The organism is Actinoplanes sp. NPDC024001 (genome assembly GCF_040638955.1).
In the GTDB taxonomy this organism is placed as follows: domain Bacteria; phylum Actinomycetota; class Actinomycetes; order Mycobacteriales; family Micromonosporaceae; genus Actinoplanes.
Genome location: NZ_JBEZZB010000054.1, coordinates 41820 through 56395 on the forward strand (window position 1 = coordinate 41820; position 14576 = coordinate 56395).

Sequence of the window (14576 nt, forward strand, 5' to 3'; positions counted from 1 at the left end):
TTCAGGCGCAGTCCCAGAAGAAGCGGCCCTCCCGTTGATCCTCGCTCAGAAAGGCATATCCGGTGCCGCCGCCGTAAGGCAGCGCGAACGCGTCGTCACCCGAGCCCTCGGCGCCGTCCAGTTGGAAGAAGAACCGCCACGACTCGCCGATCTCCTCGACCGCCCAGGGTTGCCAGAACACCGGCCGCCCGCCGAGATAGTCACGCTTCTCGAGGTAGGCGTTCTCATCAGGTTCGAGCGGCTCACCCCGGCGCTCGGCGTCCTGCTCGGCCAGTTGCCGCTCGTAGACCGGGAGGGTCGCCGGGTCGGGTGGCCGCAGGTCGATGTGCAGTTCCACCGGGACGCGGTCGTTCCAGTCGGTTCCGCGCCGCCACAGTGACGGCCCGGTCCGCCGGTTCTCGCCTTTTAGGAACGACGGGATCCGCCCGCCCGGCTGGACGATCAGCGCGTTCTCGCCGCCGTCCGGGTCGTAGCTGCCGTCGGCGTCGCTGAGGAACAGGTAGGCCAGCGCGGCGCCGCCCGGTGCCGGGAACTGCCCGATGAAAGTCATCGGGTCACCGGAGCTCGCCGACACCGGCCAGAACGGCTCGTCGAGCCAGAACGGTTGCCCGCCGAGTTTCGCGATCGGTTCGGAGATCGCCGCGGAACCGGGCCGCCACGACATTTCCCGGCGCGGCGTCAGCCATTGGTCGAACGGCCCGGTCGGCGAGCTCACCCGTACCCCTTCGGTTGTTTGATGGAGTGACGCTAGACGACGTTGTTGAGGTCGAAGATGGTGAGGATGTTGGTGCCATAGGTCTTGTCGGCGAGCGACGCCTCGACCATGATCAGGCCGCGGAAGGCGCCGGTGTCGTCGATGATCTGCAGCCCCGCCTTGAGGTGGCCACGGACCGGGCAGTCCGCCGCGTAAACCTTGCGCAGTTCGTGGTTGTAGAACATCTTCCGGTCGGTGCCGGTGCCGCCGATGTAGGCCTTGTTCCCCAGGTCGTCGGGACCCTTCGGCGGCGTCGAGATGTCGATGCAGTTGTCGTTGCACAGCTTCGCCGGAATGCTGCCGTTCGCGCTGACCTGCAACTGCGTGCTGTCTCCGCCGATGATCGTGCCCCAGTTGTTCTGTTGCCACCGGCCGGACAGGGGAGGCATGTTGGACTCGAAGATGGCCCGGGTCGACACCCCGTAGTTGAAGCCCTTCGTGCTGCCCCAACCCCAGCCGACGGTGGCGGTCGGGTGGCTCGCCAGCGTCAACTGCGTGAGGGTCGCCAGGTTGGCGAACTTCCACCGCTCGGCCTGGCCGTTGGACCACACGATGGTGACGTCGTCGGTGCCGGTGATCGACCACGTGCCGAAGAGCTGGCTCGGCGCACCCTGGAATCCGTCCGGCGTCCAGATCTGGCAGGTGAACTCACACCCGCCGCTCGTCAGGCCGGACGAGGCCTTGGGGCCGGGGGGTCTGGGCGTTCCACGCCCAGTAATCCATCCGGATCGAGTTGTCGCTGCGCAGGCTGTACTGGGCGAGGCGGACGAACGACTGGGTGCCGACGTTGCGCATCAGGGCCACGGTGTAGTTCGCCCGGCCACCGGGTGGGGTCGTGGCCGCGCTCGCCGCGCCCGGCAGGGCCACCACCGCGACGGCGGCGATCAGGAGGGTGGCCAGCAACCCGCCGAACAGAGATCGATGTCGGTTCATGGTCCACAACGTAGTGCGGACGGCGTGCGGATCATAGGCCGGCCGGCATCTCCCACGGCGCCCGCGGCAGCGCCTTTCCGGTCTCCAGCAGGGACTTGAGGTTGGCCATGACCGCGGGCCAGCCGAGCGAGATCGCCTGGACGTCCTCGTCGGTCGCGAGGTTCTCGTGGGTGACGGTCAGCCGGACGATCTCGTGGTGCGGTTCGATGAGGAAGGTGACCGTGGTGACCTCCGGCCCGTCGTCGCCGGCCGCCTCACCGAAGGTGATGACCAGGCGTTTCGGCGGGACCGCCTCCCGCACGACGCCGCCGCCGTCGGCGATGCCGGAGCCGTCGGTGCGCCGATGCTCCCAGGACGACCCGGGTTGCCAGTCGGAGATGTTCTGATGCCCCCAGTACGCCCCGGTCAGGTCGGCGTCGGTCAGCGCCTCCCAGACCCGTTCCGGGGTCGCGTGGATGTAGGTCACGTAGACGTAGGCGGGTTTGGTGGCGGTCATGTGCGTCTCCTCTGCGTGGCGCCGGATCGCGGCGAGGTCGCGCAGGCGGGGCTCCTCGAACGAGGCGATCCACCGCTGCTGCACCTCATGGATGGGGACCGGGTTGAGGTAGTGCCATTTCTCCCTGCCCCGCCGGACGACGCTGATCAGGTTGGCGTCCTCGAGCACACCGAGGTGCTGGGTCACCGACTGTCGCGTCATGGCGAGGCGCCCGCACAGCCGGCCCAGCGTCTGGCCGTCCTCCTCGCGGAGGCTGTCGAGCAGCCGGCGGCGGGTCGGGTCGGCGAGAGCTCTGAACACCATGTCCATGTCACCGACCATGACCTGCATTATGCAGGCAGCTGCCTGCATAATGTCAACCGTGTCGTCGCGGCGCTCGTCTGCTAGGCGCGGTGGCGGTCACCCGCATCGGCGTTGCCGGCCGGCACCTGCACGCCGAGTTCCCGCAGCTTGACCACCGCGCGTGACATGCACTCCCGCGCGTCCCGCCCGTCAGCGCGCATGCCCCACTCCAGCGGGCCGCCACTGGCCGCGAAGGTCCAGGCCGGCTTTCCCTCGGCCTGCCTCTCGGCATCCACCCTGATCATCGCGTCGACACCCTGCTCGCCCAGCCACTGGAGGATGAGCAGGGCCACGTCCTCGACGCGGTCGTTCTTCTGCCCGGTCACACCCTGACCGTACTCGCGCGCCCGCACGCTGAGGCCGCGCCGGACCGGCCGGATCTTCACCCGTGGCAAAATCTGCTGGTGCTGATCGGGATGCTCGGATCGTTCGAGGTTCGCACGGACGACGGTGTCCTCGCCGACGTGCCGGGCGCGCGGCTGCGCGCGCTGCTGGCCGCCCTCGCGCTGGAACCCGGTCGTGTGGTCCCCAAAGCGACTCTGGTGGACTGGATCTGGGGCGAGCAGCCGCCCGCGGACGCGACGAACGCCCTGCACCGGCTGGTCTCCCGGCTGCGCAAGGCACTGCCCGAGCAGACGATCGAGGGGCAGACGGACGGCTACCGGCTGACGGTGGCGCCCGATGCCGTCGACGCGGTGCGGTTCGAGCGGCTCGTCAGCGCTAGTCAGGCGCGGCACGATGACATCGCTCAACGCGTACGAATGCTGCGTGAAGCTCTCGCCCTGTGGCGCGGCGCCGCCATGCAGGACATCGGCCTGCCGGACAGCGCGGCGTTCAACGCCGCGGTGACCCGGCTCGAAGGGCTGCGCCTGACCGCGCTGGAGGACCGGTTCGACGCGGAGGCCGCCCTCGGGCACGGCGCGGAACTGGTCACCGAACTGACCGACCTGGTGGCCGCGCACCCGGTGCGGGAACGGCTGGCCGCGGCGCTGATGCGGGCCCTGGCGGCGGCCGGTCGCGGCAACGAGGCCCTGCTGGTCTACCAGCGCACCAAGGACGAGCTGGCCGAGGCGCTGGGCGCCGACCCCTCCCCCGAACTGTCCGCACTGCACGTCGCGCTGCTGCGCGGCGACGTCGGCCGGCGCGCCGAGGAGCGCCGGACCAACCTGCGCGCCGAGCTGACCAGCTACGTCGGCAAGGACGCGGACATCGCGGCGGTCCGTGACCTCGTCGCCGGGCATCGGCTCACCACGCTGATCGGGCCGGGCGGCTCGGGCAAGACCCGGCTCGCCACCGAGACCGCGCGCACCCTGCTCGGCGACCTGCCGGACGGGGTCTGGCTGGTGGAGCTAGCGGCCATCGGCGCGGACGGTGACGTGGCGCAGCCGACGCTGAGCGCGCTCGGCCTGCGTGACGCCCTGCTCGGCGGGGCGCCGGAGGCGGATCTGACCGACCGGCTCGTGGCCGCCATCCGCGAGCGGGAGGTGCTGCTGATCCTGGACAACTGCGAGCACGTGATCGAATCGGCGGCGGCGCTCGCCCACCGGCTGCTCGGCGAGTGCCGGCGGCTGCGGATCCTGGCCACCAGCCGGGAACCGCTCGGCATCACCGGCGAGGCACTGTGGCCGGTCGAGCCGCTGACCGTGCCGGAGCGGGACGCCGACGCCGGCTCCTCCCCCGCGGTCCAGCTGCTGCGGGACCGGGCGGGAGCGGTGCGCAAGGACCTCACGATCGACGCCCGCAGCCTGGCGACGATGGCGCGGGTCTGCCGGGCGCTGGACGGGATGCCGCTGGCGATCGAGCTGGCCGCGGCCCGGCTGCGCACGATGTCTCTGGAGCAGCTCGCGAACCGGATCGACGACCGGTTCCGGCTGTTGACGAGCGGGAGCCGGACCGCGCTGCCCCGGCACCGGACGCTGCGCGCGATGGTCGACTGGAGCTGGGAGCTGCTCAGCGACGCCGAGCGGACGGTGCTGCGCCGGCTCTCGGTCTTCTCCGGCGGCGCGGGCCTGGAAGCGGCCGAGCGGGTCTGCGCCGGCGACGGCGTCGAGCCGGAGCAGGTGCTCGAGCTGCTCACCTCGCTGGCGGAGAAATCGCTGCTGGTCACCGCGGGCGACAGCACCCCGCGCTACCGGATGCTGGGCACGATCAAGGAGTACGCCGGGCTCCGGCTCGCCGAGGCGGGCGAATCGGAGCCGGCCCGCCGGGCACACCTGGCCTACTTCACCGACTTCGCCGAGGCCGCCGATCCGCACCTGCGCCGCGCCGAGCAGCTGACCTGGCTCGCCGGGCTGGAGGCCGAGCACGACAACATCGGCGCGGCGCTGCGCGGCGCGGTCGCCGCCGGGGAGGCGCAGGCGGCGATGCGGCTCGCGGCGGGCGCCGGCTGGTACTGGTGGCTCAGCGGGCACAAGGCCGAGGGCATCGAACTGATCACCGCGGCCGCCGGTGTGCCGGGCGAGGTGACCGACGAGACGCGGGCCGTGGTCTACGGCCTGATCTCGATGTTCGCCAGCTCCGGGCGGGCCGACGAGAACCACGCGGCGGAGTGGATCCACCAAGCGTACGAGCTCAGCCGGCGCGGCCCGATCACCAACCCGGTGCTGGAGCTGATCGTTCCGCTGGAACGCATGCTGCGGGCGCCGGAGTCCTTCCTGACCGCGTGGGATCCCCTGCTGGACAGCCGGGACCCTTGGGTCCGCGCGCTGACCCGCCTGCACATGGGCAAGTCGCGGATCAACCACGGACTGCTCGGCCCGGAGGGGGAGGCCTATCTGCGGCAGGCCCTCGCCGAGTTCCGGGCGCTGGGCGAACGGTTCGGGATCTACTTCGCCCTGATGGAACTGGCCGACCGCCTCGCCACGCGCGGCGAGTTCGCCGGCGCGTGCGAGCACTACGACGAGGCGGTCACGGTGGTGACCGAGCTGGGCTCCATCGAGGACGTCATCCACATGCGGGCGCGGCAGGCACAGTTGCGCTGGCTGCAGGGAGACCAGGCCGCCAGCGCGGCCGCTCTTGCCGAGGCGCAACGGTACGCGGCTCGCGTGACCTGGCCCGACGCCCTGGCCGAACTGGCCTTCGCCAAGGCGGAACTGGCCCGCTGGGACGGCGACGCCGACGAGGCGCACCGGCAGCTCGACGCCGCGACGGCCCTGCTCGGCGACAAGGCAGAACAGTCGAGCGTCCGCGCCACCCGGCACGACGTGCTCGGTTATCTGGCCGGTGACCTCGCCGAGAGCCGGGCGCATCGTGCCGCGGCCTGCCGGGCGGCCGCCGAGGCGGGACACCCGCTGCTGATCGCGCACGTCCTCATCGGTGTCGCGGACCTGGCCCTGCGCCAGGAGCAGCACGAACAGGTCGCCCGCCTGCTCGCGGCGAGCGTCGCCCAGCGCGGGCTGCCGGACCGCTCCCACCCGGACCTGGCCCGCATCGAGCAGGCGGCACGAAGCCGCCTCGGCGAGAGGTTCGCCGAGGCGGCTGAGGAGGGTACGCATGCCGACTGGGGTCAGCTGGCCGAGGTCACGCTCGCTTCTTGAACGTGGCGGACGCCCACAGGTATCCGACCAGGGTGATCCCGACGCACCAGGCGACCGCGACGATCAGGTCGGTGGTGTCCGGCGAGCCGTTCAGGAAACCGCGCAGGGTCTCGATGATCGGCGTGAACGGCTGGTACTCGGCGAACTGCCGGACACCAGGTCCCATCAGCTCGGCCGGCACGATCGCGCTGCTGAAGAACGGCAGCATGACCAGCGGCACAGCCGCGATACCCGCGGTCTCCGGCGACTTGGCGGCCAGGCCCAGGGCGATCGTGAACCAGCCGGCCGCCAGGCCGAGCAGCACCACGATGCCGATCGCGCCGAGCCAGTCGAGCAGGCTCGCCGACGGGTCGAAGCCGAGCAGGAAAGCCACCCCGAGCAGGGCCCCGATGGCGATCAGGTTGGTCAGCACGCTGGCCACGACGTGCCCGTTCAGCACGGCGCTGCGGGAGACGTCCATGACCTTGAACCGGTTGATGATGCCCTTGGTCATGTCCGAGTTCACCGACGTCGCGGTGGCGCCCAGCCCGTAACAGACGGCCAGCAGCATCAGGCCCGGTGTGGCGTAGTCGATGTAGTCGACGCCGACGTCGAAGGCGTCGCCGAACACGTACACGAACATCAGCATCATCACGACCGGCATCAGGACCGCGTTGAAGACCGAGGTCGGGTTCCGGGTGAGGTGCTTGAAGTTGCGTCGCAGCATCACGGCCGACTGGTTCTTGCTCATTTGGCGCCCACCTCCGTGGCGTGGCCCGTCAGGGCGAGGAAAACGTCGTCAAGGTCGGGGGTGTGCACCGAGAACTCCTCGGCGCCGAGCGAGTGCTCGTCGAGCCGGTCCAGCAGCGCCCGCAGCGAGGTGGTGCCTCCGTCGCTGGGCACCCGCAGGGTCAGCGCCTCGGCGTCGCGGGTGGAGTCGGCGAACAGCCGGGCGGCCGCGTCCAGGTCGGCGACCGTGGCGAACCGGAGCCGGACGTGCGTGCCGGGGATCTGCCGCTTGAGCTCCTCCGGGGTGCCCTGGGCGACCAGGCGGCCCTGGTCGAGCACCGCGATCCGGTCGGCCAGCTGGTCGGCCTCCTCCAGGTACTGGGTGGTGAGGAAGATGGTCGCCCCGTCGGCCACCAGCCCGCGGACGATCTCCCACATGGTGCGCCGGCTGCGCGGGTCCAGCCCGGTGGTCGGCTCGTCCAGGAAGATGATCTTCGAGTTGCCGACCAGCGTCATCGCCAGGTCCAGCTTGCGGCGCATGCCGCCGGAGTAGGTCGCGGCGGGCTTCTGCGCCGCCTCGGTCAGCTCGAAACGCTCCAGCAGGTCGTTGACGATCCGCTTGCCGTTGCCGGTGACCGCACGGTTCAGGTCCACCATCAGCTGCAGGTTCTCCTGCCCGGACAGCAGCTCGTCCACCGCGGCGAACTGGCCGGTCACCCCGATCAGCGCGCGCACCGCCTTGGCCTCGGTGGCGACGTCGTGGCCGGCGACGCGTACCGAACCGCTGTCGGCCTGCATGAGCGTGGTGAGCACGTTGACCGTCGTGGTCTTGCCCGCGCCGTTCGGGCCGAGCAGGGAGAAGATCGTGCCCGCCGCAACCGTCAGGTCGATGCCGTCAAGAACTTTCTTGTCGCCGAAGGCCTTTCGCAGCCCGGAGACCTCAATCGCTGAACTTCGCATGCACCTAAGATCGGGGCCCGCTCTGACACCGCCCTGTCACGCCTCTGACACGGCCCCTGACGCGGTGAGCCCGGGGTTACCGTGTAGCGATGCGACGCGGAATCACGGCGATGCTGCTGGCCGCGCTGATGGTGGGCGTGGCCGCCTGCTCGAGCCCGCCCGAGGCGAGCACTGCCGGCACAGCCTCTCTGGCCGGCCTGCGCCGGATTCCCGGCACTCACATGTACGCGATGACCTTCACCGGCGACTACGACGAGCTGGCCGGCGTGCCGCTTCCCCCGTCCGCGAAACCGTTCGGCTGCTCGCTGTTCTACGCCACCGGCGACCCGGGGCGGTCGGTCTTCGCCCGCAACTTCGACTGGGATCCCAACCCGGCGCTGGTGCTGCACACCGATCCGCCGGACGGCTACGCCTCGGTGTCCATCGTCGACCTGTTCTATCTCGGTGTCCCGGCCGGCGTCGATCCGCTGACCGACGACGACGCCCGCCGCCGGCTGCTCGGCGCGCCGCTGCTGCCCTTCGACGGCATGAACGATCGGGGGCTGGTGGTCGGGATGGCCGCCGACGAGTCCGGCCGGGCCGAGACGCGCCCCGACCGGCCGACCGTCGGCAGCGTGCGCATCCTGCGGCTGATGCTCGACCGGGCGGCGACGGTCGAGGAGGCCCTCGCCCTGATCGACCGGTTCAACCTCGACTTCGACGGCGGCCCGCCGCTGCACTACCTGATCGCCGACCGGTCCGGCGCTTCGGCGGTGGTCGAGTTCGTCGACGGCCGCCGGGTGGTGACCCGCGGCGGCCCGCGCTGGCACGCTTTGACCAACTTCCGGCTGGCCGGCTCGGACGCCACCACCCGGCAGGCCGACCGGCGTTACGCCACCGCGCAAGCCACCCTCACCGAACGGGACGGCGTGCTGAACCGGGAGCAGGCCTTCGACGTGCTCCGCGCCGTCGCGCAGCCGCACACCCAGTGGTCGGTGACCTACCAGCCGCACAGCGGGGTGATGCACGTGGTCGCCCGCCAGGACTGGTCCGCGGTGCACGAATTCACCCTGCCCATGGCGCGCACCTGATGTCGAGAACGCGGTGCCGGCTCCGTCCCCGGGGAAACGACCTGAACGAGGAGGAACCACCGTGCGACCCGACGAGATCACCGAGGTTCTGCAGCGGCCGATCAGCCAGGAGCTGCTGGCCCGCGACCTGACCCGCCTGGCCTATGTCGCCAAGGACGGCACACCCCGCAACGTCCCGATCGGGTTCGTCTGGAACGGCTCGACGATCGTCATGTGTACGACGCCGAACGCCCCGAAGCTCCCGGCGCTGCGGGCCAACCCGATGGTGGCCCTGACCATCGACACCGAGGTGCACCCGCCGATGATCCTGCTGATCCGCGGCCGGGCCGAGCTGGACCTCGTCGACGGCATCCCGGACGAGTACATGCAGGCCAGCGGCACCTACCGGATGACGCCCGAGCAGCGGGTGGCGTGGGAGGCGGAGGTGCGCTCGCTCTACCGGAGCATGGTCCGGATCGTGGTGACCCCGACCTGGGCGAAACTGATCGATTTCGATACCACCCTGCCGAGCGCGGTCGAGGAACTGATCCGGCAGCGGGAGGAGCGCCAGCGCGCCTGAAAGTTCTTGACGCGAAGATGTCGAGAACCCGGGTTCGGCTCCGTCCCCGCATCGCACACGGCCACGATGGGCCGTACCGTTCCAAGGAGATCACCATGGCCAAGTACCTGCTTCTCAAGCACTACCGTGGCGCGCCGGCCCCGGTCAACGACGTGCCGATGGACCAGTGGACGCCCGAGGAGGTGTCCGCCCACATGAAGTACATGCAGGACTTCGCCGCCCGGCTGGAGGACACCGGCGAGTTCGTCGACGGTCAGGCGCTGCAGGCCGAGGGCACGTTCGTCCGCTACGACGGCGAGGGGCGCCCGCCGGTCACCGACGGCCCGTTCGCCGAGACCAAGGACCTGATCGCCGGCTGGATGATGATCGACGTGGAGAGCTACGACCGGGCGCTGGAGCTGGCCGCCGAGCTGTCCGCGGCGCCGGGCGCGGGCGGCAAGCCGATCCACGAGTGGCTCGAGGTGCGCCCGATCCTGACCATGCCCCCGACCATCACCGAGTGACACACCGTGGATGAGGCCCTTCTGCGGTCCCTCACCCCCACGGTGATCGGGATCCTCGTCCGCCGCGGAGCCGACTTCGCGGCGGCCGAGGATGCCGTGCAGGACGCCCTGGTCGAGGCGGTCCGCGCCTGGCCGGACGACCCGCCGCGGGACGCCAAGGGGTGGCTGGTCGCCGTGGCCTGGCGCCGGTTCCTGGACGCCGCTCGCGCCGACGCCTCCCGGCGCCGGCGCGAGGCGCTCGTCGAGGTGGAACCGCCGCCCGGCCCGGCCGGGCAGACCGACGACACCCTCCAGCTGTACTTCCTGTGCGCGCATCCGTCGCTGACCCCGGCCTCGGCGGTCGCGCTCACGCTGCGCGCGGTCGGTGGGCTGACCACCCGGCAGATCGCCCAGGCCTACCTGGTGCCGGAGGCGACCATGGCCCAGCGGATCAGCCGGGCCAAGCGGACCGTCTCGGAGGTCCGGTTCACCCAGCCCGGCGACGTCGCCACCGTGCTGCGCGTGCTGTACCTGGTCTTCAACGAGGGCTACTCCGGCGACGTCGACCTGGCCGCCGAGGCGATCCGGCTCACCCGCCGGCTGGCCGCCCGGATCAAGCACGAGGAGGTGGCCGGGCTGCTCGCGCTGATGCTGCTGCACCACGCCCGGCGGGCCGCGCGGACCGGTCCGGACGGGCGGCTCGTACCGCTCGCCGAGCAGGACCGCGGCCTCTGGGACACCCGCATGATCGCCGAGGGCGTGGACGTGCTGCAGGCCGCTTTGGCCCGGGACCGGCTGGGCGAGTTCCAGGCGCAGGCGGCGATCGCCGCGCTGCACGCCGACGCGCGTACGGCGGAGGAGACCGACTGGGTGCAGATCGTCGAGTGGTACGACGAGCTGATCGGCCTCACCGACAGCCCGGTGGCCCGCCTGAACCGGGCCGTCGCGGTCGGCGAGGCGGACGGTCCGCGGGCCGGCCTGGCCGCGCTGGCGCAGCTCGACCCCGGGTTGCCGCGCTACACCGCCGTGGCGGCCTACCTGCACGAGCGGGACGGTGACCTCGCCACCGCGGCCCGGCTCTACGCCGAGGCCGCCCGGTCCGCGCACAGCCTGCCCGAACGTGAGCACCTCACCCGGCAGGCGGCCCGGCTCAACGCGGAACGGCGCGGCTGATGACCGGCGACGAGGAACAGCGCTACGTGGTGATCAAGGGGCGCCGGTGGCGGGCGACCGACCCGGCCATCCCGGAGGACGTCGCCGCCGAGTTGCGCCGCGCGCTGATGGCCGCACGGCGGGACGTCGGCGCGGCGCTGCGCGCGGACCGGGACCCGAAACCCGCCCGCACCCGGGTGCAGGCGGCGAAGGTCGCGCTCGGCGAACGCGGCGTCCCCTGGTGGGAGCAGACCCTGGAGCAGCGGCGCGAGCGCTGGGAGCGGGGTCTGCGTGAGTTCCGTGCGGGAGTTCCACCGGTACGCTAGGCTGCCGGTTAGAACAAACGTTCGAAGCGCGGACGTCGCGTCTTCCCCCGCGACACGGCACCAGGCAAGGGGGCAGGCGTGGGCTCACGGCAGGAATGGACCGGCGACGGCAAGATCAGCGGCGTGGCCGACGCGCTCGCCGCTCTCCAGCGCGTCAACCAGGCGGCCGAGCAGCGCGGCAACACCGCCGCGCTGGCGCACGCCGTGCAGACCGCCGACCAGGCCGAGGTCACGCCCGACGCCACCCAGATCCTGCCGACCGACCCCATGCTGCTGCCGCTGCTGCCCTGGTCGGGTGGGCTGCGCAAGGGCGCCACCATCAGCGCGGTCGGCTCCACCAGCCTGCTGATGCTGCTGCTGGCCGGTGCGATGCGTGACACCGGCTCGTGGGCGTGCGTCGTCGGCATGCCGTCCTTCGGGGTGCTGGCCGCCGTCCAGGACTACGGGGTGCCCGCCGAGCGGCTCGCGTTCGTGCCCGATCCGGGGCCGGACTGGCCGGCCGTGGTCGGCACCCTCCTCGACGGCATCGACCTGGTGGCCGTCGCCCCGCCCGCCGAGGTGCCCGAGGGGCTGGCCCGGTCTCTGTCCAGCCGGGCCCGGCAGCGCGGGAGCGTGCTCATCCCCACCCGCAGCTGGCCCGGCGCCGAGCTCTCCATCGAAACCGTCTCCCGGCAGTGGCACGGCCTCGGCCAGGGGCGCGGCCGGCTGCGCCACTGCACCCTCGAGCTGCGCTCGGCCGGGCGGGGCAAGGCGGTGCGGCCGCGCACGGCCACCCTCACCGTGCCGCCCGGCGCCGGCGCGCCACGACCACCCATCCCACCGGCGCCACCGCGCAAGGCGCCACCGCCCCTGGTGATCTGAAACCAGAAATACCGTGACCTTGGCCCTCGACTGGGGTAGGCAGAATTGGTGACCGACGCCGTACCGGATCTCGTTCCGCCGATGCTGGCCGCCGCCGGCGCCCTGCCGGCCGGCGCCGGGTGGGCGTTCGAGTTCAAGTACGACGGCGTCCGCGCCATCAGCTACATCAGCGCCGACGGGGTGCGGGTGCTGTCGCGCAACCACCTCGACATCACCACCACCTACCCCGAGCTGGGTGAGCTCGGCACACTGCTGGCCGGGCACACCGCCGTCCTGGACGGGGAGATCGTTGCCCTGGAGCCCGGTGACCGGCCGTCATTCGCGCGGCTCGCCAACCGCATCCACGTGAGCCGGCCGTCGGCGGCCCTGCTCACCACGGTGCCGGTCGTCTACTACGTGTTCGACCTGCTCCATCTCGACGGGCGGTCCCTGCTCGACCTGCCCTACGAGCAACGCCGCGAGCTCCTCGAAGGCCTGCATCTCACCACGCCGCCGACCTTCCGGGACGTCGACGGCCAGGCCGTTCTGCGCGCCGCCGAGGTCGGTGGCCTGGAGGGTGTGGTCGCGAAACGGCTCGGTGCGCCCTACCGGCCGGGCAAACGGTCCGCCGACTGGACGAAGGTGCCGTTGATCCGTACCCAAGAGGTCGTGGTCATCGGCTGGAAAGCCGGCGCCGGCCGGCGCGCCGGGACCATCGGATCGCTGCTGCTCGGCGTGCATGATCGCAGCGACCGGCTGGTGTACGCCGGGCACGTCGGCACCGGGTTCACCGCGGTGATGCTGGCCCAGCTGATGGACCAGCTCGCCCCGCTGCACCGGGCCACGCCGCCGGTCGGCGACGTGCCGCGCGAGTTCGCCCGGCACGCCCACTGGGTCGAACCGGTGCTGGTCGGCGAGGTGGCGTTCCGCAACTGGACGCCGGACAACCGGCTGCGGCATCCGTCGTGGCGCGGGCTGCGCACCGACCAGCCGCCGCAGGCGGCGCAGACGGCACGGACGGCGCAGTCGCGGGAGAGCATCGAGGGCGCGCTGGAGAGCCCGGACCGGCGGTGGCGGGTGGAGGTGGTCCGGCGCGGCCGCAACCAGTTCTACCGGCTGGTCAACACGGTCACCGACAACACAGTGGACGGGCTGAGCATCACCACGCTGCAGCGCCTGCTGGCCGAGGCCGGCGTCGACCTGGCCGACCTACTCCCCGCCGAGGCCGCCTGACGGCTGCGCGCTCAGCCAGGCCGCCGCCCGGCGGGCGGAAGCGCGGGAGAGCCACGCGTCCTGGATGATCTCGGCCAGTTCCCCGCGCGTCAGCTCGCCGATGCGGGACGCGCGCAGCAGGACGGACGGGTGGCCGTCGAAGTGCGCGGTGGTGAAGAACGGTGTCGTCCCGTCCTGCACCAGGGCCTGCTTGTCCGCCTCGTTCGGCACCCAGAAGACGATCACGTCGGGGTAGCGCTCGCCGGTGTCCGGATCGACGGCGTCCGGCCGCGGGTTGCGGAAGAAGACGAACGACTTGCGGCCCACCTGGTAGACCGGGTTGTCACCCGGCCCGTACTCCACGGTGACGTGCGGCATCGCCGAGGCGAGCTCGTGCACGTCCTCGACCCGGGCGGGCAGGCTGTCGTCGTCGGCCACGCCCCTCACCGTAACCCGGAAAAAGTCAGACCCATCCACGGGCGCGGCAGCGCCGAACCAGCGGCATGACAGAGCGTGGCCTCGGTGGGCGACGGGACCATCTGACCCCGGTGCCCGGCGCCCACCCGCCGGACGCCGGCCGGCTGCTGCAGGCCGTCGCCCGCGGCGACGAGAAAGCCTTCGGCAAGCTGTACGACCTGGTCGCCCCCCGTGTCTACGGCCTGATCCGGCGGGTGCTGCGCGATCCGGCCCAGGCCGAGGAGGTCGCCCAGGAGGTGCTGGTCGAGGTCTGGCGCTCGGCCGCCCAGTTCGACCCGGACCGCGGCTCACCGACCGCCTGGGTCTTCACGATCGCGCACCGCCGCGCCGTCGACCGGGTCCGCGCCGAGCAGGCCGCCAGCAACCGCACCTTCCAGGTCGGCGTCTCCTCGGTGGACACGCCGTTCGACGCGGTCGCCGACGAGGTCACCGCCCGGATGGAACGCCAGCAGGTGCGCCACTGCCTCGACGCGCTCACCGGGCTGCAACGGCAGGCGGTCACCCTCGCGTACTACCAAGGGCACTCCTACCCGCAGGTTTCGCGGCTGCTCGGCGTACCCCTGCCGACCGTGAAATCGCGCATGCGCGAGGGACTGATCCGCCTGCGTGACTGCCTGTCCACGGGGGTAGCGGCATGACACTCCCTGTGTCAACCTCAGGCAGCGAGCAGATCGTTTTGTCCAGGTTGAATGAGGCGTACGGCGTTGCCGTGCCGGGCGGGATCGTAGG

At 71.7% G+C, this 14576-nt stretch carries 17 protein-coding genes; 9 read left to right on the top strand and 8 right to left on the bottom strand.

Translation table 11 applies throughout. The features are described from left to right. Position 1: 1 nt before the first annotated feature. The 5 genes from AB0F81_RS22035 to AB0F81_RS22055 all read right to left on the bottom strand — a co-directional run bounded on the left by AB0F81_RS22035 (position 2) and on the right by AB0F81_RS22055 (position 2911). On the bottom strand, positions 2 to 715 hold the full coding sequence (locus AB0F81_RS22035; protein ID WP_360200064.1) for a hypothetical protein: 714 nt from the start codon (positions 713 to 715) through the stop codon (positions 2 to 4). Positions 716 to 747: 32 nt separating this feature from the next. Beyond that, on the bottom strand, positions 748 to 1305 hold the full coding sequence (locus AB0F81_RS22040) for a hypothetical protein (protein ID WP_360200066.1): 558 nt from the start codon (positions 1303 to 1305) through the stop codon (positions 748 to 750). A 97-nt stretch (positions 1306 to 1402) separates the two neighbouring features. Then, positions 1403 to 1687, bottom strand: a complete 285-nt coding sequence (locus AB0F81_RS22045; protein WP_360200068.1) for a hypothetical protein — start codon at positions 1685 to 1687, stop codon at positions 1403 to 1405. 31 nt (positions 1688 to 1718) lie between these two features. Continuing rightward, the gene (locus tag AB0F81_RS22050) at positions 1719 to 2504 is read right to left on the bottom strand and encodes a metalloregulator ArsR/SmtB family transcription factor (protein WP_360200070.1); all 786 of its coding nucleotides are present in this window, start codon (positions 2502 to 2504) and stop codon (positions 1719 to 1721) included. Positions 2505 to 2566: 62 nt separating this feature from the next. After that, on the bottom strand, positions 2567 to 2911 hold the full coding sequence (locus AB0F81_RS22055) for a hypothetical protein (protein ID WP_360200072.1): 345 nt from the start codon (positions 2909 to 2911) through the stop codon (positions 2567 to 2569). An 18-nt stretch (positions 2912 to 2929) separates the two neighbouring features. Here AB0F81_RS22055 and AB0F81_RS22060 point away from each other — a divergent pair, with 18 nt between their 5' ends. Further along, entirely contained in the window at positions 2930 to 6061 is a 3132-nt protein-coding gene (locus AB0F81_RS22060; RefSeq protein WP_360200074.1) for a BTAD domain-containing putative transcriptional regulator, read from the top strand. On the opposite strand, the gene AB0F81_RS22065 is transcribed toward AB0F81_RS22060, so the two are convergent. After that, a complete protein-coding gene (locus AB0F81_RS22065) occupies positions 6045 to 6791 on the bottom strand; it encodes an ABC transporter permease (protein ID WP_360200076.1) in 747 nt (248 codons plus the stop codon). The genes AB0F81_RS22060 and AB0F81_RS22065 overlap by 17 nt on opposite strands. After that, positions 6788 to 7729, bottom strand: a complete 942-nt coding sequence (locus AB0F81_RS22070) for an ATP-binding cassette domain-containing protein (protein ID WP_360200078.1) — start codon at positions 7727 to 7729, stop codon at positions 6788 to 6790. The genes AB0F81_RS22065 and AB0F81_RS22070 overlap by 4 nt, the downstream gene beginning before the upstream one ends. Before the next feature lie 89 nt (positions 7730 to 7818). Here AB0F81_RS22070 and AB0F81_RS22075 point away from each other — a divergent pair, with 89 nt between their 5' ends. From AB0F81_RS22075 to ligD, 7 genes are all read left to right on the top strand, one after another. Then, positions 7819 to 8799 carry a carcinine hydrolase/isopenicillin-N N-acyltransferase family protein gene (locus AB0F81_RS22075; protein ID WP_360200080.1) on the top strand — a complete coding sequence of 327 codons (981 nt, stop codon included), beginning with the start codon at positions 7819 to 7821 and terminating at the stop codon, positions 8797 to 8799. 61 nt (positions 8800 to 8860) lie between these two features. Beyond that, positions 8861 to 9358: a pyridoxamine 5'-phosphate oxidase family protein gene (locus tag AB0F81_RS22080; RefSeq protein WP_360200082.1), complete on the top strand. Its 498-nt coding sequence runs from the start codon at positions 8861 to 8863 to the stop codon at positions 9356 to 9358. Between the two features lie 95 nt (positions 9359 to 9453). Then, entirely contained in the window at positions 9454 to 9861 is a 408-nt protein-coding gene (locus AB0F81_RS22085) for a YciI family protein (protein WP_360200084.1), read from the top strand. A gap of 6 nt (positions 9862 to 9867) precedes the next feature. Beyond that, the gene (locus AB0F81_RS22090; RefSeq protein WP_360200086.1) at positions 9868 to 11013 is read left to right on the top strand and encodes a DUF6596 domain-containing protein; all 1146 of its coding nucleotides are present in this window, start codon (positions 9868 to 9870) and stop codon (positions 11011 to 11013) included. Next, positions 11013 to 11318, top strand: a complete 306-nt coding sequence (locus AB0F81_RS22095; RefSeq protein WP_360200088.1) for a hypothetical protein — start codon at positions 11013 to 11015, stop codon at positions 11316 to 11318. The genes AB0F81_RS22090 and AB0F81_RS22095 overlap by 1 nt, the downstream gene beginning before the upstream one ends. 78 nt (positions 11319 to 11396) lie before the next feature. Beyond that, complete coding sequence (locus tag AB0F81_RS22100; RefSeq protein ID WP_360200090.1) at positions 11397 to 12179, top strand: hypothetical protein; 783 nt, start codon at positions 11397 to 11399, stop codon at positions 12177 to 12179. A gap of 48 nt (positions 12180 to 12227) precedes the next feature. Beyond that, complete coding sequence (gene ligD / locus AB0F81_RS22105) at positions 12228 to 13391, top strand: non-homologous end-joining DNA ligase (RefSeq protein ID WP_360200092.1); 1164 nt, start codon at positions 12228 to 12230, stop codon at positions 13389 to 13391. Here ligD and AB0F81_RS22110 read toward each other — a convergent pair. Continuing rightward, complete coding sequence (locus AB0F81_RS22110) at positions 13368 to 13808, bottom strand: MmcQ/YjbR family DNA-binding protein (RefSeq protein ID WP_360200094.1); 441 nt, start codon at positions 13806 to 13808, stop codon at positions 13368 to 13370. The two genes, ligD and AB0F81_RS22110, sit on opposite strands and share 24 nt — an antisense overlap. A gap of 65 nt (positions 13809 to 13873) precedes the next feature. Between AB0F81_RS22110 and sigK the strand changes: the two genes are divergently transcribed. Next, a complete protein-coding gene (sigK, locus tag AB0F81_RS22115; RefSeq protein ID WP_360200096.1) occupies positions 13874 to 14485 on the top strand; it encodes an ECF RNA polymerase sigma factor SigK in 612 nt (203 codons plus the stop codon). Positions 14486 to 14576: the final 91 nt, after the last annotated feature.